17 protein-coding genes are annotated in these 18,128 nt (G+C 48.8%); 5 read left to right on the top strand and 12 right to left on the bottom strand.

All coding sequences use genetic code 11. From position 1 onward, the window contains the following. Positions 1-21: 21 nt before the first annotated feature. The 11 genes from PJK55_RS03955 to PJK55_RS04005 form a co-directional block, all read right to left on the bottom strand. Entirely contained in the window at positions 22-1,287 is a 1,266-nt protein-coding gene (locus tag PJK55_RS03955) for a S1C family serine protease (protein WP_271304902.1), read from the bottom strand. A gap of 111 nt (positions 1,288-1,398) precedes the next feature. After that, the gene (locus PJK55_RS03960; protein ID WP_271304903.1) at positions 1,399-2,217 is read right to left on the bottom strand and encodes a fumarylacetoacetate hydrolase family protein; all 819 of its coding nucleotides are present in this window, start codon (positions 2,215-2,217) and stop codon (positions 1,399-1,401) included. A gap of 55 nt (positions 2,218-2,272) precedes the next feature. Further along, on the bottom strand, positions 2,273-2,728 hold the full coding sequence (gene nrdG / locus PJK55_RS03965) for an anaerobic ribonucleoside-triphosphate reductase activating protein (protein ID WP_271304904.1): 456 nt from the start codon (positions 2,726-2,728) through the stop codon (positions 2,273-2,275). Continuing rightward, positions 2,706-4,556 carry an anaerobic ribonucleoside triphosphate reductase gene (locus tag PJK55_RS03970; RefSeq protein ID WP_271304905.1) on the bottom strand — a complete coding sequence of 617 codons (1,851 nt, stop codon included), beginning with the start codon at positions 4,554-4,556 and terminating at the stop codon, positions 2,706-2,708. Before PJK55_RS03970 ends, nrdG begins: the two co-directional genes overlap by 23 nt. A 191-nt stretch (positions 4,557-4,747) precedes the next feature. Further along, the gene (locus PJK55_RS03975) at positions 4,748-5,578 is read right to left on the bottom strand and encodes a formate/nitrite transporter family protein (protein ID WP_074035310.1); all 831 of its coding nucleotides are present in this window, start codon (positions 5,576-5,578) and stop codon (positions 4,748-4,750) included. A gap of 212 nt (positions 5,579-5,790) precedes the next feature. Next, positions 5,791-6,444 (bottom strand): 50S ribosomal protein L25/general stress protein Ctc, encoded by a 654-nt coding sequence (locus PJK55_RS03980; RefSeq protein ID WP_224860806.1) that lies wholly within the window; start codon positions 6,442-6,444, stop codon positions 5,791-5,793. Positions 6,445-6,609: 165 nt separating this feature from the next. Further along, complete coding sequence (mutL, locus tag PJK55_RS03985) at positions 6,610-8,427, bottom strand: DNA mismatch repair endonuclease MutL (RefSeq protein ID WP_271304906.1); 1,818 nt, start codon at positions 8,425-8,427, stop codon at positions 6,610-6,612. Positions 8,428-8,431: 4 nt separating this feature from the next. Then, the gene (gene mutS / locus PJK55_RS03990; protein WP_271304907.1) at positions 8,432-10,960 is read right to left on the bottom strand and encodes a DNA mismatch repair protein MutS; all 2,529 of its coding nucleotides are present in this window, start codon (positions 10,958-10,960) and stop codon (positions 8,432-8,434) included. Between the two features lie 53 nt (positions 10,961-11,013). Beyond that, on the bottom strand, positions 11,014-11,445 hold the full coding sequence (locus PJK55_RS03995; protein ID WP_012726155.1) for a RicAFT regulatory complex protein RicA family protein: 432 nt from the start codon (positions 11,443-11,445) through the stop codon (positions 11,014-11,016). A 58-nt stretch (positions 11,446-11,503) separates the two neighbouring features. Then, entirely contained in the window at positions 11,504-11,962 is a 459-nt protein-coding gene (locus tag PJK55_RS04000; protein WP_271304908.1) for a GNAT family N-acetyltransferase, read from the bottom strand. Positions 11,963-11,972: 10 nt separating this feature from the next. After that, positions 11,973-13,439: a phytoene desaturase family protein gene (locus PJK55_RS04005; RefSeq protein ID WP_271304909.1), complete on the bottom strand. Its 1,467-nt coding sequence runs from the start codon at positions 13,437-13,439 to the stop codon at positions 11,973-11,975. Positions 13,440-13,577: 138 nt separating this feature from the next. Between PJK55_RS04005 and PJK55_RS04010 the strand changes: the two genes are divergently transcribed. The 4 genes from PJK55_RS04010 to PJK55_RS04025 all read left to right on the top strand — a co-directional run bounded on the left by PJK55_RS04010 (position 13,578) and on the right by PJK55_RS04025 (position 16,517). Further along, positions 13,578-14,084 carry a hypothetical protein gene (locus tag PJK55_RS04010; RefSeq protein WP_271304910.1) on the top strand — a complete coding sequence of 169 codons (507 nt, stop codon included), beginning with the start codon at positions 13,578-13,580 and terminating at the stop codon, positions 14,082-14,084. Positions 14,085-14,117: 33 nt separating this feature from the next. Continuing rightward, positions 14,118-14,621, top strand: coding sequence for a DNA topology modulation protein (locus PJK55_RS04015; RefSeq protein WP_271305268.1), 504 nt, complete (start codon positions 14,118-14,120; stop codon positions 14,619-14,621). A 118-nt stretch (positions 14,622-14,739) separates the two neighbouring features. Continuing rightward, positions 14,740-15,507, top strand: a complete 768-nt coding sequence (locus tag PJK55_RS04020; RefSeq protein ID WP_271304911.1) for a transporter substrate-binding domain-containing protein — start codon at positions 14,740-14,742, stop codon at positions 15,505-15,507. Further along, on the top strand, positions 15,504-16,517 hold the full coding sequence (locus PJK55_RS04025; protein ID WP_271304912.1) for a pyridoxal phosphate-dependent aminotransferase: 1,014 nt from the start codon (positions 15,504-15,506) through the stop codon (positions 16,515-16,517). Before PJK55_RS04020 ends, PJK55_RS04025 begins: the two co-directional genes overlap by 4 nt. 22 nt (positions 16,518-16,539) lie before the next feature. On the opposite strand, the gene PJK55_RS04030 is transcribed toward PJK55_RS04025, so the two are convergent. Then, positions 16,540-17,094, bottom strand: coding sequence for a maltose acetyltransferase domain-containing protein (locus PJK55_RS04030; RefSeq protein ID WP_274665082.1), 555 nt, complete (start codon positions 17,092-17,094; stop codon positions 16,540-16,542). Between the two features lie 85 nt (positions 17,095-17,179). Here PJK55_RS04030 and PJK55_RS04035 point away from each other — a divergent pair, with 85 nt between their 5' ends. Continuing rightward, positions 17,180-18,103, top strand: coding sequence for a DUF7916 family protein (locus PJK55_RS04035; RefSeq protein ID WP_271304914.1), 924 nt, complete (start codon positions 17,180-17,182; stop codon positions 18,101-18,103). Positions 18,104-18,128 lie beyond the last annotated feature (25 nt).

Below are 18,128 nucleotides of genomic sequence, written 5' to 3' on the forward strand. Positions count from 1 at the left end.
GGCGGGCTTATTGCCCACCTTTTACAATGCAGAACCGTTTGCGTTTTGAATCTCGACTTGAACCGTTTCCGTTTTTCCGTCACGGACATATTCGATGTCGACCGTTCCGTCCGTGTCCCGAATCAATTCACTACGGAGGTCGATGAACGAGCTGACCTCTTTGTCATTGATTTTCACGATGACGTCACGCGCTTTAAGACCCGCTTTTGCGGCTGAACTATTTTGTTGAACTTCTACGATAATCGTTCCCGCCGTTACCGATTCAGGTAAATTGATTTGTTCCGTCAAGTAACCTGGAGGGAACTCTGACACATCACGTAGCGATACGCCGAGCGAAGGATGATTCACTTCTCCCGTCTGTTCGATTTGATTGATCAGCGGAAGGGCGATGTCGACCGGGATCGAGAATCCGACTCCCTCGACTTCTGCCGTCGCAATCTTCATCGAGTTGATTCCGACGAGTTGTCCTTCTTCGTTGATTAACGCACCACCCGAGTTACCTGGGTTGATGGCCGCATCCGTTTGAATGACCTCAGCGTTGAAGTCAGCCTGTCCGTTCTCATCCGTATCTACCGGGACGAGACGTGACGTCGATGAGACGACACCGCGTGTCACGGAGTTCTCGAATTGTCCAAGCGGATTCCCGATGGCGATGACCGTTTGTCCAGGTTTCAATTCGCTCGATTTTCCGATTGAGATGACTGCCGGTACTTTGTCAGCGTCCACTTTCAAGACCGCCAAGTCATACGTCGCGTCACTGCCCATGAGCGTCGCTTCCGCTGTCGTCCCGTCATTAAACGTGACCGTCAGCTTGTCTGCCCCGTTGACAACGTGATGGTTCGTTGCGATAAATGCCGAGTCACCTTCTTTTTTGTAGATGACCCCTGAACCGACTCCAGCCTCGACCGCTTCACTCGAGAAGCCGGTTTGGGCGAAGTTGTTCACGGTGACAACGGCAGGTTGAGCAGTTGCGACGGCATTCGTGACTGAAGAGTCAGACACATTTGATGACGTCTGGACCGGAGTCCCTTGCGAGGTCACGTTCGTATCACTCACATTCGTTGCGGGTTGGTCGATAAACGGATAAGCGATTGCGCCCGTCAGCAATGCCCCGATGACCCCACCGACAAGTCCTGGGAACATGCGGTTGACGAATGAAGGTTTTGTCTGTGTTCGTACTTTTGCTTCTTCTCGGTTGGATGAACCGAGTTCTGTATCTAACCAATCTTTTTGCTGTTCTGATTCATGTAATTGATCGTGTTCATTTGATTGATCGTGACGATCCATAATGATTCATCTCCTCTGTGTTATCTTCTACCCTTACTATAACGAAGAGGAACACTCATTTATAAAATGATAAATGAATTACAAGATTCTTCACATTTTGCGTCATTTCATTCAGACAATCACATTTCGTAGCGTGCCGAGACCTTCAATCGTCACTTCGACGGTGTCCCCCGTTTGAAGATAGGTCGGTGGTGTCATTCCATGCCCGACTCCGGCTGGCGTTCCTGTCGCGATGATGTCACCCGCTTCAAGCGTCATACCTTTCGATAACGTACGAATGAGCTCGTCAATCGGACGAATCATATCGGCCGTCGTTCCGTCTTGGCGCGTCTCCCCGTTGACATTCGTTTGGATTCGGAGAGGAAACTGAAGCTCGTCCGGCGTCACGATGAACGGTCCCATCGGACAGAACGTATCGAACGACTTACCACGGAAAAATTGGACATGTTCTTTTTGCACATCCCGTGCCGTCACATCGTTTAGAATCGTGTATCCGAAAATATGTTCTTCGACCGATTCGATGTCTCGTCCCGACTTTCCGATGATGACGGCGAGTTCGCCTTCATAGTCGAGTTTGTCCGTCAATTCCGGATGGCGCTCGATGACAGCGTCCGGGCCGACGACTGAGGTTGGTGCTTTCGTGAAGATGACGAGTTTCCCCGCTCCCGCCGTATCCATTTCTTTCACGTGTTCTTCATAGTTCTTCCCGATACAAATCACATTTTTCAACGGTCGATACGGGGCAAGCAATTTCACGTCCGTCACTCGATAAGAGGGCGCCACGTCTAAATCAATATCCGGTTCGAACTCTCGCGCAATCACTTCTAATAAGTTAGTCGTATGTACTTGATTGCTGACATCGTAGACGAAATCGCCCTCGATGATCCCTACTCGTTGCTCTTCTTGCATGTCAAAACTACACCATTTCATCAAAAATCCCCCTTTTTTTATCATTATACAAAAAATCGAGACATCTCTGCCTCGATTACACTTTATTCAAAAAGATGATTCGTTGATTACTCGATCCCCGAAAGCGGAGTCCCATGTCTCGTAGCGACTGCTCAAAGCGACCGTCAACGAGCACATCGGCGTAGTCTAACACGGTTTGAACGGCTTCGTCGTGCATCGCTACCAACTGTTCCATCGTATAGCCCGTATACACCCACACATTTTTACCGAGCGACTTACATGCCATGACGAGTTTTGCTAACTCTGAAGATTGAAGAAACGGTTCGCCACCTGAGATGGTCACGCCGTCCCAACCACTGATCTTGATGCGACGGACAATCTCATCCACTTCGATTTCCTCACCTCCGGCTGGATTCCATGAGGAAGGATTGTGACAACCTTTACAGTGGTGAGGACAGCCAGCAGTAAAGATGACCGTTCGAATCCCCGGTCCATCGACGACGGATTCTTCAACGACGGATAGAATGCGCATCGTGTTTCACCCTCGCCCTTTCTTCTTCTCGCTTCGCCGTATTCCAGCGGTCCATCGTCCCGACCAAATAGCCAGTGATACGACGGATTCGTTCGATTTTCTCATCTTCTCCACAAGTCGGACAAGCCGCGTCAATTAATCCTTCAAGCCCGCAATTCCCACATCGGTCGACGGGATGATTGATGGAACCGTAGCCGATATCATGCTGACGCATCAAGCGAACAATCGATTCTACCGCTTCCGCATTATGGGCAAGTGAGCCATCGACTTCGACATAGGAGATGTGTCCCGCATCGCACAACGCGTGATACGGTGCCTCGATCCGGATTTTTTCGCGGATGGACACGGTTTGATATACCGGTATGTGGAAGGAATTCGTATAAAAAGCACGATTCGTCACCCCGTCAATCATGCCGAACGCTTCCTGATCTCTCGTCACAAATTTACCTGACAGTCCTTCCGCCGGTGTCGCAAGTAACGAGAAATTCAAATCGTATGATTCGGCCGCCGCTCGCATCCGATCAGCTAAGTGCGTGACGATATCGAGACCGAGTCGTTCCGCTTCACGCGACTCGGCATGTGTACTGCCCGTCAACACCTTCAACGTTTCGGCGAGTCCGATGAAGCCGAGGGAAAGCGTTCCTTGTTTCAAAACATCTCGGACCTCATCATGTATATGTAACTGCTCACTTCCGCGCCAGACACCTTGTGTGTAAAGAAAACGGAACTCTTCAGCGCGACGCGTGCATTGATACTCGAATCGTTCAACCAATTGTTCGATGCCGATATCGATATATCGGTTAAGAATGCGGTAAAAGTCAGTTAGTGATTCAGAGACAAGTGCCATCTTCACTAAATTGAGTGTGGAAAAGGAAAGATTGCCACGACCGACTGATGTCTCTTCTCCGTGTCGGTTTCCCATGACCCGAGTGCGACAACCCATATACGCCACTTCAGATTCATGTGTCCCATCATAGTAAGCGGCATTAAACGGGGCATCGATGAAGGAGAAGTTCGGGAATAGTCGTTTGCCTGTGACGCGACACGCTTCACGAAAAAGATCGACGTTCGGGTCGTCCTCGTTGAAGTTGATGCCTTCTTTTACTTTAAAGATTTGAATGGGAAAAATCGGGGTCTCCCCATTCCCTAATCCCCGTTCCGTGGCACGAAGTAGCTCACGAATGAGAATGCGTCCCCACTTTGAAGTATCTGTCCCGTAATTGATCGAGACGAACGGGACTTGACCGCCACCTCGTGAATGCATCGAGTTCGCATTATGAATGAACGCCTCACACGCCTGATATGTCGCCGAAATCGTCTCTTCCTCTGCGAGTTGTTCCAATTGTGTCTTGTCCCAGTCAACAGGGAGTGATTGGAGTCTGCTCAATTGGCGCTCATATGTCTTCTCGACGTATGGTGCCAAATCGACGTCAAACATCGGGAACGCTTGACCCCCATGCTGCATATTTTGATTCGCTTGAAGGATGATGGACGCGAGCGCCATGGCGGAGCGAATGTCCTTTGGCGACCGGATCGTTCCATGTCCCGTATGGAATCCATCTTTTAATAATTGACCGAGTGGTATTTGACAACATGTCGTCGATCCTGTGATGTAATAGTCGGCGTCGTGCACGTATAAATAGTTATCAGTGACGGCCTGTTTTGAGCGCTCCGACATCAAATATGTCTGCGACAATTCTTTCGACACTTCTGAAGAGAGTCGTGCTAGTTTCCCAAGTGGGGACTTTCCGTCCACATTCGCATTTTCTTGTACCAAGTCTTGGTCTGGTAAGACGCAGACATCCTCATACAACTGCAGTAATTTCAAAACCCATCACCTCACTATATATGGATTAAAAACATTCACAAACGTTTTTAAAATCCTATATATAGATTATGACACGTATTTTTCTTAATGGTCACGAGTCGATATTGTGACAGTTTACGTGTGAGCATACGACAAAAAAGAGCCTCGTCTTCGGTAAGACAAGGCCCAACGTTATTTGTGACAAACGTCATTTATTTAGCAGCTTTGACGACTTTTAATTCAACTTCTTCCTCTAATTCTTGTGCCTCACGGAGACCTTTTGAGTTGAGCCATGTATAGATGGCTCCCATGAAGAGGGCGCCGCCGATAATGTTACCGAACGTCGCAGGAATCAAGTTGTGGATTGCACCTGCCATACTGATCGTCTCAGGGTGTGGGACGACGAGCGTCAAGGCGAACAAGACGAAGTTGGCGATAACATGGTCGAATCCTGAAGCGAAGAAGACGGCGACAAGGAAAATCATCGAGAAGATTTGAGCGAATTCATTTTTCATTTGTTTCGGTAAGAAAATGGCGAGACAGACCATCCAGTTACAGAAGATGGCGCGGAAGAAAATTTCGACCGTCGTGTGATGCATTTTTCCCTCGACGACTGAGAACAGCCAGTTGTTCATCCCGAGCTCTTGGATGACGCCAGTCGGTGCAAGTAGCAACGCGAATAGGATTCCCCCAAGTGCGTTCCCGACGAAGCAGAGCAACCAGACGAGCATCGTGTCGCTGAGCGTTGTATAGCCGCGAAGTGTCGATGTCGTGAAATACATCGTATTTCCCGTGAACAACTCCGCTCCCCCATAGATGATCATGACGAGCGCAATCCCGAACGAGAAGCCCCCAATGAGTGTCGTGAACGGAGATTCCGCTAAATACATACCGTTGACGACTTTCAGCGTGAAGATTGAAGCAAAGCCGATAAAGATCCCGGCTAACATTGCCCGTAAAAAGTATTCCATTGGACGATAATGAATCATTTGCGAGGAAGCTTGTGCTTTTTTCCGTAATGATTCGAGTGCATGGATTTCCATTGATGCCATGTCACAAACCCTTCTTTCTGAATAGTTAAATAGGAAAGTATCAGTTCTAATATGTGAAATCATTAACAATATAAACTGTACAGTCTCTGTTGGCAATCACCTCTAGAAGGATTTGACAGAGTGTTCACATCGTAATCGTTTACATATGGCGGATTTGTGACAAAGAAAAAGTGCTTCGATTTCTCGAAGCACTTTTTCTACAATTATTCTTTATCCTCAGTCGATTCTTCTGTTTCTTCAGAAGATCCTTCAGAAGCTTCTTCCTCAGTAGAACCTTCCTCTGATTCAGTCGTTTCTTCCTCTTCCTCAGCAACCGGCTCATTCACAGAGGCGATGTGCATATCTGGTTCAGAGACAATCGTGTACGATTTGTCTTCTGGAAGATCCGCTACCGTCACCGAGTCACCGATTTCGAGGTCTGACACGTCAAGTTCGATGCGTTCAGGGATGTTGGCAGGTGTCGCAGAAACCGTCACTTTATAGAGCGACTGAGCGAGATATCCGCCTTCTTTGACGCCTTTCGCGTCGCCGACGAGGGCGATATCCGCTTCGACTTCTGTCTCTTCATCCATCTTCACAGCCATGAATTCGACGTGTTGATAGAAGTTTGTGAACGGATCTGTTTCTGATCCGTGCACGAGCGTGTTAATCTTGTTTCCATCGAAATGTAGTTCAATCAAGGCGTTGTCACCGTGGTCTCGAAGAATTTTACGAAGGTCCATCTCGTCAAAAACGATTGGCGTGCTGTCTACTTTGTAACCATAGACAACTCCTAACGCTTTTCCTTCGTTACGCAACTTCGTGCGTAGTGACCGTGGGCGTAATTCTCGTTTTGATACTTGAAGTTTGTTCGTCATTTTCTTTTCCTCCTACATGGATATACATTTCATGTCGACATCTTGAGGGTGAGGCAGTGAAAAAGCCACCTCTCAACCTCGATGCGTTGAGTGACATGTGTATAGTTTTCCCATGAGGACTCGTAAATAAACGTTACATCGTATTAAAACAAGGTAACAAGACGATTACATGACGCGTTTGAACAACTTCTCGAGTTCGTACGTGCTCCACTTCACGAGAATCGGACGACCGTGCGGACAAGTGAAAGGAGACGTCGTTCGACTAAGATCTTCAATCAATTGTCGCATCATGTCCATATTGAGTGGATGATTCGCTTTGATCGACCGTTTACACGCCATGAGGATTGATGCTTCCTCACGATATTTCGCGATGTCAATCGAGCGTTGTTGAATCGCCATCTCCACTAGATCACGAATTGTACCCTCTAAGTCATGTTGCGGATACCATGTCGGAATCTCGCGCACGAGGAACGTGTTTCCCCCAAACGGTTCTAACGTAATGCCAGCTTCCGCTAGAAGCGGGAGCACTTCTTCGATGGCGAGCGTCTCTTCCTGTGTAAACTCTAACGTCAACGGAATCAACAGGAGTTGATACTCTTTTTCCGGACGTCCTAACTGCTCATAAAACAATTCATACTTGATGCGTTCCTGGGCAGCATGTTGGTCCATCACGTACATCCCGTCTTCCGCTCCACAGATGATATAACTCGAATGCAGTTGTCCGATGACGTCTAGCGCAGGAAGACGTTCGGACTGACGAACGGGTTCCTCAACCTGTTCTGCCTGGAGCATCTCTGGCTCTGGTTCATGAACGAGCGGTGCCGGATTCCATTGGGAAGGAGACGTGATCGACTCTTTTCGTTCGCGAGGAATCGGATAATTCCACTCGACCGTGTCTACTTGTTTAGGTTGCGGTTCCATCGAAAAGTCGAGTTTCGATTGTTCGGACGGTGTCTCTCGTTTTGGTTTTGGCTCTTGTTTCACAGACGGAATAAGACGTTGCTCACGGAGCGTCAATTGAACGGTCTCTCGAATGAGCTGACATAATTCTTTTTCTTTCGACAAGCGCACTTCACGCTTCGTCGGATGGACGTTCACGTCAATCAACATCGGGTCCATCTTCACTTCGAGCACAGCAATCGGATAGCGACCGATTGGTAAGAGCGTATGATAGCCTTCGAGCACACTTTGTGTCAGTGCAAAGTTCTTGATGCTTCGCCCATTTAAGATGAGGGTCACGTATTGTTTGTTCGAACGAGTCACTTCCGGGCGCACGAGATGCGCGCTCAGCGTATAGTCGTTTGTCTTACTCGATGCCGTGACGATTTGTGCGGCGACTTGGCGACCATAGATGGCGAGCATGACTTGCTTCAAGTCTCCATTCCCGTTCGTTCGCAACAGTTCTTTCTCTTCATGAAAGACGGTGAAGCGAATCTCTGGATGAGACAGTGCCAAACGGTTCAACGTATCGGTAATGCTCGCGAGTTCCGTCGCCGATGTCTTCAAATATTTCAGCCGTGCCGGTGTATTGAAGAAGAGCTGACTGACCGCGATTTCGGTCCCGACGTTCGTCGCCGCTGGATTCGTCTCCTTTACGACACCGCCTTCAAGTACCATCTCAAAACCGTCTTCATCTGCTCGTTTAGACTTCAACGAGACGTGACTGACCGACGCAATCGAGGCGAGCGCTTCCCCACGGAAACCGAGCGTCCGAATGCGAAACAAGTCGTGCTCGTCCCGAATCTTACTCGTCGCATGTCGTAAGAAGGCTCGGGCTGCGTCTTCCTCATGGAACCCGTGTCCGTTATCACGGACTTTGATGAGACGAATGCCCGCTTCTTGTAAGTCGACGTCCACTTTCGTCGCTCCCGCATCAATCGCATTCTCGACTAATTCTTTGACGACGGAAGCCGGTCGTTCGACGACCTCCCCGGCTGCGATTCGGTTCGCGAGTTGTTCCGGTAACTCTCGAATGATTCCCATCGACTCACCCTTTCTTTGCGGTCTGTTGCAGTTCGTAGAGCGCTTGCATCGCTTCGATTGGATTCATTGCCAATAGATCGAGTTTGAGCAGCTGTTCTCGAACAGCGTCATTCGACTCGAACAGCGACAACTGGCTGACTTCTTCCACTTGAGGTGAAGCAGTTTGCTCGTTTAAGACAGGTTTCGTTGCTTCGGATTCGAGTTCTGACAGGATGGTCCGCGCCCGGTCAATCAATGAATCCGGAAGTTCAGCCAATTCCGCCACGTGAATCCCATACGATTTATCCGCACGTCCTGGATGCACTTCATGAAGGAAGACGACTCGTCCATCCCGCTCAATCGCCCGAACATGAACATTCTCAAGTGTCGGAATCGAATCCTCGAGCACCGTCAGTTCATGATAGTGCGTCGAGAAGAGTGTCTTCGCTCCGATTGTTGAGGCAATATACTCGACAATCGCCTGTGCAAGTGCCATCCCGTCATACGTCGACGTCCCCCGACCAATCTCATCCAATAGAATCAGACTATTGCTCGTCGCCTCGGTGACGGCTTGTCGCGTCTCGGTCATCTCGACCATGAACGTCGACTGTCCGCTCACCAAATCGTCCGCCGCACCGATCCGTGTAAAGATGCGGTCAAAGAGCGGGAGTTCCGCTGCTTCTGCCGGGACGAATGAACCGATTTGATGAAGGATCGCAATCAACGCAAACTGACGCATATACGTCGATTTACCGGACATGTTCGGTCCGGTGATGAGTAACATTTGACGTGTGTCGTCAAGTGTCAAGTCATTAGCGACATACTCACCTCGCGGCAAGACCGTCTCAATGACAGGGTGACGGCCGCGTTCGATTTGTACGTGCGATGTAGTTTTCGGGCGTACATATTCTCGTCTTTCCGCTACAACGGCAAGGGCGAGGAGCACATCCAACTCACTGAGTGAACGGGCCAATTGCTGAAGAGCCTTCGTGTACGTCTTCACTTCTTCTCGAAGTGCGACAAACAAGTCATATTCGAGCGTACAGCTCTTCTCTTCCGCTCCCAAGATGAGGGCTTCCTTCTCTTTTAGCTCAGGCGTAATGTATCGTTCCGCATTCGTCAATGTCTGTTTCCGCTCATAACGCCCTTCTTCGAGCAGTTTCGCATTCGCTTTCGTCACTTCCAAGTAGTAACCGAATACGCGGTTATAACCGACCTTTAACGACTTGATGCCGGTCGCGATACGTTCCTGTTGTTCGAGGTTGGCAATCCACGATTTTCCGTTCGCTTTCGCTTCTAGTAGTTCGTCGAGCTCTTCTGAATACCCGTGACGAATCATCCCGCCTTCTTTCGTCGAGATCGGAGGTGAGTCGACGAGGGCAGTCCGGAGCTGTTCACTCAACGTCTCGAACGAGTCGAGCTTCTGTTCGATTTGCTGCAAGCGATCCGCTTTCACTGTTTGTAAGAGTGACCGGACAGAAGGCATCCGCTCGAGCGTGTCGCGAAGTTGGACGAGATCTCGCGCATTCGCTGTCCCGTACCCAACTTTCGCGACAAGGCGTTCGATGTCATAGACTCGCTTCAACTCTTCCTGTAGTTGATCGCGCAACATGAAGTCGTCCACTAAGTTCTCCACGGCGTCCTGTCGCTCTTTGATGCCTTGCTCTGTATAGAGCGGCTGTTCGAGCCAGCGCTTCAACAAACGGCCGCCCATCGCCGTCGTCGTCTCATCAAGGAGTGAGAGAAGTGACCCTTTCCGTTCTCCCGAACGAGCGGAACGGAACAGTTCAAGATTTCGGGCCGTATTGGCGTCGAGTTGCATATGCTGTTCAACCTCATAGGCGACAGCTGGTTGCAAGTGATCGAGCGAACGTTTCTGTGTTTTCGTCAAATAGGCGAAAAGCAACTCAAATGCCGAGCGCTGCGCCTCGTCTTTCGCACCTTGTGCGAGTGGACTATCCCGCTTGTCCACTTGAATCGAAAGAGGAATCCCAGTCTGTCGTAACAAGTCAGCGAGTCGTTCGTCTTCGACGATGACCTCGTTCGGAAGCAATCCTTCGATTTCTCGTAAGACGGCCTCTTCTGACGAGAGCGTCGTCAACCACGATTCCCCCGTCGTCACGTCACCTCGAGCAATCCCAAAACGTCCCGCGACGTCTGAGATGGCGACGAGATATCGGTTCTCTTTTTCGCTGAGTGACGCCATGTATGTACCTGGCGTGATCACTTGGATGACTTCCCGTTTCACGAGCCCTTTCGTTGCCTTCGGATCCTCCGTCTGTTCACAGATGGCGACGTTAAAACCTTTTTCGATCAACTGTTCGATGTAGATTGCCGCGGAATGGTGTGGGACGCCGCACATTGGAATCGGATGCTCAGCCTGTTTCCCATTTTTAGAAGTGAGCGTGAGCTCTAACTCTTTCGCGACAATTTGCGCATCTTCAAAAAACAACTCGTAAAAGTCACCGAGTCGATAGAATAAAAAGGCGTCCGGATAGTCTGCCTTGATGGAGAAATATTGTTTCATCATTGGTGTCTGATGGACTTCTTGCATGTTAATTCACCTCTAGAAAGTACAACAGCTGACCATCGGCCAGCTGTGTCGTTTTAGTATCCGCAGCCGCCGCGTGCTTGTTCAGCCGCCATGCCGCTCCCTGTCTTCCCTGCAAGGACGTCTCCGTCCGTCGATTCGATGATGCGATCCGTTACGGAGTTCGCGAGCGTGACCGTCACGTATTGAAGCAAATCGTTCACTTCGACTTGTGTTTCCTGAAACGCTTGAACGACCGGAATTGAATCGAGTTCTTCCATCGCCTTATCGATCTTCTGCTCGACTTTCGCAAGTGCTTCCGTCTTGCCGTAGTGCTTACAGTTGACGGCTTCTTTTTGTAAGAATTTGATTCGTTTAATCAACGTCTGTACGCGGTCACTTCCGTTCACTTTCGCTTCCGCTTCTTTGAAACGCGCCACTTCTGGTGTTTGTGCTAATACATCTGCCAATTCTCTTGCTTTTGCAATTACTTGTTGATCGGTCACCATTGTAAACCCCTTTATGTCTATGATGTAATCGTGCTCAAAGGCACGTGAATGTTCTTTCTCATTCTAACATGAACGATTCGGAAACGGTACTAGCGGGATTCGTTGATTCTCGTAACATATCGACGTGTGGAATACTATCTTCTTGATACACATCACTCGTCCGTTTGAAGCCAAACGAAGCATAAAAAGGTTCCACATACGTCTGAGCTTGAAGATAGAGCGTCTCATGACCAAAATCCTTAATTGCAGCTTCCATCAGCTTACGAGAATGACCTTTCCCTCGATGCGTCGCTTTCGTGACGACACGTCCGACGGCGACTGGAGAGGCTTCCGTCAAAACACGAAGGGCAGAGACAATCTCTCCATCTTCTTCGATCCAATAGTGGATGGCTTGTTCATCTTTTCCATCGATTTCTTGATACGGACAGTTCTGTTCGACGACGAAAATCTCAGTCCGTAGCGCCAGTAAGCGATACAATTCCAATGTTGTCAGTTCATCAAATGTTTTTTTCTTCATCAATATCCCCCTAATCAATCGTCACCCCGAGTGCTCGGGCAACATGTAACCCGCTCGTCATTGCGCCAATCGTCCCCGCCCCTGGAAATACGGTATCCCCGCATACATAAAAGTTCGGCAAGTCAGTGCGATAACTTGCGGCACGGAACAACGCCTGGCTTGGTGTCTGGGCATATCCCCCAACTGCACCATGTGGACGCTTCGTATACTTCACCCATGCCCCTGGTCCACCAGGAAGGAGAAGTGACGACTCACGGTCCCAATCGGGAAATGCAGTTGCGACGACGTCGACGAGACGATTGGTCCAATCTTGTTCTAGTTTCTCATATGCCGCCCGGTCTTTCCAATGCTGCCATTCTGATAAATCGATATGTGTGGATACCGTAATGGTCCGTTCCGGTTTTTCTGTGCGCAACACGTCATCCGGCGCCGACATGGATATGAACGCATGCCCACTCGGTAATCGCTCGTGATAGATTTGTTGAAATAGTGGTTGCTGTTGACAGACATCCTCAGGCAAGACGAGGTAGAGGCTGAACGTGCCCCATTGCGACTGTTTCAACTGTCTTCGATATTGTCGTTTGAAGCGTCGTTGTTCCTGTCCTTTGAGAAGTTCGCTCGTCCGCTCAATCGGGATGGCGGAAACAATCACATCGATCAGTTCAAGTCGTCCTCTTCGATCGGTGATGAGCCATCCATCCGTCACTCGTTCGATGGACTGGACGTCTCTCCCTAATTTCGTCTCGCCACCAAACGTTCGGACGGCGCGCTCTAACGCATGAGCCAATTGATACAGGCCGCCTTCAACATAGTACGCTCCTTCGTGATAGACCGACAGCGCCACTGCACCGAGTAAATGACTCGCTTCTTTCGCACCGGTCTGCAAACTATCGAGCAGGACTCCATCGATAAATCGCTCAAACATCGTACCGTTTAGTCCATGACGAGCTAACGTGTCACCGAGTGGCCGCTGGAGTTTCAGGAGCGCGGTAAGTTGGTTCGGTCGGAACCCCTTCATTGCGTATACCATATCCGATGTCGTGCGAAACGGAAGTGCCGGCAACTCTTGAAACAACGGACGAATCTTCTCAAAGTCACCCCACACTTCACGATAAAACGCATGGATTGCCTCGTGGTTCTCTGGGAACGCATGACTGAGCTCATCAAGCAGACGTTCTCGGTCGCGATAGTAAGTGAGGGTGACGTCAGGCAGATGAATGTCCATCACCTCATCCAATAAAGTGACCTCGACCGATTCGTCCAATTTCTCAAGGACACGCTGATGGACTCCACCTTTTTCAAATCCCATTCCGAGCGTCGCTCCTGCCGGGAACAAGTAGTCACCCCGTTGAAACTTGCCGGCACACCCTCCCCATTCACGCGACGCTTCCAAAACAATAACGTCATGCCCTTTTTGTTGCGCGAGCGCAGCTGCCGTCAAGCCCGCAACACCTCCACCTATGACCCCGATTTTCATGTACATCCCTCCTATCTGTATCATACCTGCTCCTTTAAAAAATTGAAGAAATGAATCGGTTTTTGAGATTCCAGCGTTCTTTTGAAGGGAACTGATTCTCTTGTGCAGAAATAGTTTACAGTCTGAAAAGGTAAGGTGATGAAAATGCGTAGTCGTGTCATGGTTTATTTATTGATTCCTATCCTCATCTTTATTGGTATACTGATTACCCCACCTTCCGAGGAATCGCTCAAGCTCGCGACGATGACCGTCGTCAGCATCCAGGAGATGATTCCTTACGAAAAAGAGTATACGGTACAGAAAGTGCTAGAAGAGCGATCGGTGGACGACAAATCAGCCATCATCGAAGAATGGCGTCTCGAGCAAGGAGCGAGAACGTCTTATAGTTATGTGCTCAGACTGAGAGGATTTGAACATGTGACACAGATTGATGCAGGGGCTGCCAACACGAGGTCGGACGGGTATTACGCGATGCAGGCGCATAGCCCTATTTTCGAGACGGACAAACCCGTGTCAACGAACTATCCGATCGTCATGTTCAGTTCGGAACAACGCCTCGTCATCGGACAGATGGATGTCCGTGTCATTTATGAAGAGGATGATCAATTGAAAAAATGGATTGTATTGGAGGATGAACAAGAATAAATGAGCAGCTTGCCGCATAACCATCATCACAAAATAAAACGAATCATGATCATCGGTTCTGGTGGTGCGGGTAAATCCACCCTCGCCCGTCAACTCGGGGAACGATTACACCTTGATGTTTATCATTTGGATGCTCTCATGTGGAGACCGGGATGGGTGATGGCACCGAGAGAGGAACGAATCGATATTCAACAGCAACTCGTGAAGAAAGATCAATGGATCATCGACGGAAACTTCAGGAACACGCTTGATTTACGACTGCAGGCAGCAGATACCGTTATTTTAATCGATCTTCCACGTATCGTCTGTGTATATCGCGTCCTCAAACGAGTTGCCCGTTACCGTGGGACGACACGGCCCGACATGGGCACATCCTGTGAGGAAAAGCTCGATTTCGCATTTCTGAAATGGGTTTGGAATTTTCCTAACGTTCAACGGCCACAACTGTTACGACAAATTCAACAACATCCAAAGCAACCGAATTTGGTTCATTTGAAATCGTCACGAGCAGTCAGAAACTACTTGAAATCAATTTAAAACGCTTTCATTTCAAAAGCGTTTCTCTTTTTAGTATTTTTTGTATTTTTATGCTTTACAATTAATAATTATACATATACACTTAGTCTCATCTACAACAGGGAGGCATTATACACATATGAAAAAATGGTTATTAGCAGGTACACTTATGTTGAGCGCGGCTTTACTCGGTGCATGTAGTCAAGAAACAGAAGGTGAAGCGACAGAGCAAAAAACACTCGTCATGGGGACGAGCGCCGATTATTTCCCATATGAATTTGTCGATACGGCAAACGGGGATGCGATTGTCGGATTTGATATTGAAATCGCGGAGACGATTACAGAACGTCTCGGTTACGAATTGAAGATTGAAGACATGGACTTCGGTAGCTTACTCGGGGCCTTGAACAGCGGGCGTGTCGACTTTGTCATGGCAGGGATGACACCAACAGAAGAGCGTAAAGAGAACGCAGACTTCTCAGACATCTATCTTTCCGCGACAAACTTGATCATGACAAAAGATGAGTCGCTTCAGGCAATCGAAGATTTGTCTGGTAAGAAAATCGGTGTCCAAACGGCTTCGATTCAAGAAAACATCGCAAAAGAACAAGCGCCTGACGCTGAACTCGTATCGTTGAACAAGATCCCTGAAATCGTTCAAGAGTTGAATACAGGTCGAATCGATGCAATGGTCATCGAAGACACGGTCGCACAAAAGTATCTCGATCAAGACGACAGCTTCTATACATTCGCTTTAAAAGAGGATGGCGAAAAAGGATCAGCTGCTGCCTTCAAATTAGATGATGAGTTACGCGACCAGTTCAACGAAGAATTGAACAAGATGATGGAGTCGGGCGACATCGATGAATTGGTGAAAAAATGGTTCTCGATGGAGCCGACTGAATGAGACAAGTCAAGCTGCCGATCTATCCCGTCGTTTATCCGACGGGACATCGGTTAAATCAAAATGAAAGTCAGTTCCCGTTACCTGACCGAATCAAGAGCCAGCTTGATTCGTTGACGTATCATGACTTACACGAATATCCGGTCGAACCGATCAATGAATTGTTCGAACGCTACGCTGCGTACGTCGGTGTGACACCTGAGCAACTGCTCGTTGGTTGTGGGAGTGATGAGATGATTCATGTCGTGACGCAAGCATTGCTCGCACCAAATGACATCGTCTTGTCCCCGGCACCTGACTTTTCGATGTATCCCATCTTTACGACCATCGCCCACGGGCAACATGTTCAAGCCGTTGATTTATCATATGAGGCAATTGTAGAGGCAATCGAGACGCATCATCCGAAGCTTCTTCTTCTCTCGAACCCCAACAATCCAACCGGGAAACTATGGACTGTAGCAGAATTGACGCACCTCGCCTCACTCGTTCCGTACCTCGTGGTGGACGAGGCGTATATGGACTTCACACCGGATGGCAGCATGATCCCGTTCATTGCAAACCATCCGAATCTCATCGTGCTTCGCACGATGTCAAAAGCGTTTGGATTGGCAAACGTACGAATCGGATTCATGGTGACAAACAACGAACTCGCACACTATTTCCGTCAATTCATCCCACCGTTCAACATTAGCGGGGTGAGTGCAAAGATTTGCAACATCTTCTTAAAAGATGCGACTTATCTTCAAGAAACAATCGAATGGCATGACGAGATGCGTCAAAAGTGGGCATCCGCATTTAATTCAATTGGTCATGTCCTACCTGCCTCGACAAACTTTTTGTACATCGAACTCGAGCAACCTGAAGCGGTATGGACGCATTTGACCGCATTGAACGTACACACGTCGAAACAACCGACGGGCATTCGAGTGACCATCGGTAACGAAGCAGCACTTCAGCTTGCACATACAGCAATTCAGCATTTTATAGAAACAAGTCACGTAAAAAACTCCTGAACCTCATGTTCAGGAGTTTTTCTCAGTCGATTGTTTTGATCACGCGCGCCGGATTTCCTCCGACAACCGTTCGTGGTGGCACATCTTTTGTGACGACTGCACCAGATGCGATAACTGCCTCATCTCCAATCGTCACACCCGGATTGATGATGGCCCCTCCACCGATCCATACTCGGTTCCCGATTGTCACAGGTTTTCCAAACTCATACCCAGAAATGCGCTCAATCGGATCAATCGGATGTGTCGCTGTATAGATATGTACACCTGGTGCAAGCATACAGTCATCCCCGAAAGTGATGGGACAGATGTCTAGAAAGACACAGTCAAAATTCGCATAGAATCGTTCACCCAAGTGTATATTGTACCCGTAATCACATTTGAAGTTCGGTTCGATGTAATACGACTCTTTCGTCGAACCAAGTAACTCACTAAGAATTTCTTTCCGTTCAGTCAAATCATCAATCCCGGAACGATTGAATCGCTCGGTCAATCGCCGGGCATGCTTCCGATCTTTAACGAGCGTCTCATCACCAGCTAAATATAATTCACCACGAATCATCTTCTCTTTTTCCGTCATCATGATCCCTCCTTACACTCAGTATAGAGGATTTTCAAATCATTTAGGGAATAGAGACAAGGATGAGCAGAAGGAGGAAGATGTGATGAAACGTATTTTAGAGTGTCGGGCAAGTGATTTTATCACGTTTAATCGTCAAGATTTAGTCGGGTCGATTCGAAAAGCAGAAGGACGAACGGTCATGGCGGAGGTCATCCCGACGGTTCAACCGCTCTACCCAGAAGTCACGAATGCAGAACTGGCAAGAGCGTTCGGTGCAGACTTGATTTTATTGAACATGTTAGATGTGTTTCATCCTTACATTAAAGGACTTGAAAGTCATGCGCTGTTCGGCGATTTACCAGGTGATGAGATGAGCGACCATCCGATTTTAGAACTAAAAAGACTGATTGGATTACCAATTGGAGTCAATTTAGAACCTGTCGACTTTTCAGAGAAATCGTCTGAGATGAATGAAGTGAAACGAGGCAGACTCGCTTCAGTCGAAGCGTTCCAAAAAGCGTCTGAGCTCGGGATCGATTTCGTTTGTCTGACAGGCAACCCGAATACCGGGGTTACGAATGAAGCAATCGAACAAGCGATTATCCGAGGGCGTCGTGAATTCGCTGGGGTCATCATTGCCGGAAAGATGCACCAGGCCGGTGTCGGCAGCGTGTTAGATCGCGACGCATACATCCGCTTCGTTGAAGCAGGGGCAGACATCATTCTTCTACCGGCTCCAGGAACCGTTCCGGGTGTCCGTGAAGAGGCATTCCACGAACTCGTACAAGAACTGCAAGCACTCGGAGCACTCACGTTAGCCGCAATCGGGACATCTCAAGAAGGGGCCGATGTGGCGACTGTTCGCGAAATCGCACTCTCTTCAAAGCGCGGGGGCGCAGATATCGTTCATATCGGTGACGCCGGATTGTCTGGGATTGCCGTACCAGAGAACATTCAGGCACTTTCAATTGCCATTCGCGGGCGACGTCATACATACATTCGCATGGCTGCCTCGGTCAATCGTTGACACAAAAAAGGAAGGAGACGCGCTC

Source organism: Exiguobacterium sp. MMG028 (assembly GCF_027947425.1).
GTDB lineage: Bacteria > Bacillota > Bacilli > Exiguobacteriales > Exiguobacteriaceae > Exiguobacterium > Exiguobacterium aestuarii_A.

What these genes read in the sequence shown, in the direction of transcription:
- PJK55_RS03955 (WP_271304902.1), bottom strand. Translation starts at nt 1,287, where the DNA reads ATGGATCGTCACGATCAATCAAATGAACACGATCAATTACATGAATCA.
- PJK55_RS03960 (WP_271304903.1), bottom strand. Translation starts at nt 2,217, where the DNA reads ATGAAATGGTGTAGTTTTGACATGCAAGAAGAGCAACGAGTAGGGATC.
- nrdG (WP_271304904.1), bottom strand. Translation starts at nt 2,728, where the DNA reads ATGCGCATTCTATCCGTCGTTGAAGAATCCGTCGTCGATGGACCGGGG.
- PJK55_RS03975 (WP_074035310.1), bottom strand. Translation starts at nt 5,578, where the DNA reads ATGGAAATCCATGCACTCGAATCATTACGGAAAAAAGCACAAGCTTCC.
- PJK55_RS03980 (WP_224860806.1), bottom strand. Translation starts at nt 6,444, where the DNA reads ATGACGAACAAACTTCAAGTATCAAAACGAGAATTACGCCCACGGTCA.
- mutL (WP_271304906.1), bottom strand. Translation starts at nt 8,427, where the DNA reads ATGGGAATCATTCGAGAGTTACCGGAACAACTCGCGAACCGAATCGCA.
- mutS (WP_271304907.1), bottom strand. Translation starts at nt 10,960, where the DNA reads ATGCAAGAAGTCCATCAGACACCAATGATGAAACAATATTTCTCCATC.
- PJK55_RS03995 (WP_012726155.1), bottom strand. Translation starts at nt 11,445, where the DNA reads ATGGTGACCGATCAACAAGTAATTGCAAAAGCAAGAGAATTGGCAGAT.
- PJK55_RS04000 (WP_271304908.1), bottom strand. Translation starts at nt 11,962, where the DNA reads ATGAAGAAAAAAACATTTGATGAACTGACAACATTGGAATTGTATCGC.
- PJK55_RS04005 (WP_271304909.1), bottom strand. Translation starts at nt 13,439, where the DNA reads ATGAAAATCGGGGTCATAGGTGGAGGTGTTGCGGGCTTGACGGCAGCT.
- PJK55_RS04010 (WP_271304910.1), top strand. Translation starts at nt 13,578, where the DNA reads ATGAAAATGCGTAGTCGTGTCATGGTTTATTTATTGATTCCTATCCTC.
- PJK55_RS04020 (WP_271304911.1), top strand. Translation starts at nt 14,740, where the DNA reads ATGAAAAAATGGTTATTAGCAGGTACACTTATGTTGAGCGCGGCTTTA.
- PJK55_RS04025 (WP_271304912.1), top strand. Translation starts at nt 15,504, where the DNA reads ATGAGACAAGTCAAGCTGCCGATCTATCCCGTCGTTTATCCGACGGGA.
- PJK55_RS04030 (WP_274665082.1), bottom strand. Translation starts at nt 17,094, where the DNA reads ATGACGGAAAAAGAGAAGATGATTCGTGGTGAATTATATTTAGCTGGT.
- PJK55_RS04035 (WP_271304914.1), top strand. Translation starts at nt 17,180, where the DNA reads ATGAAACGTATTTTAGAGTGTCGGGCAAGTGATTTTATCACGTTTAAT.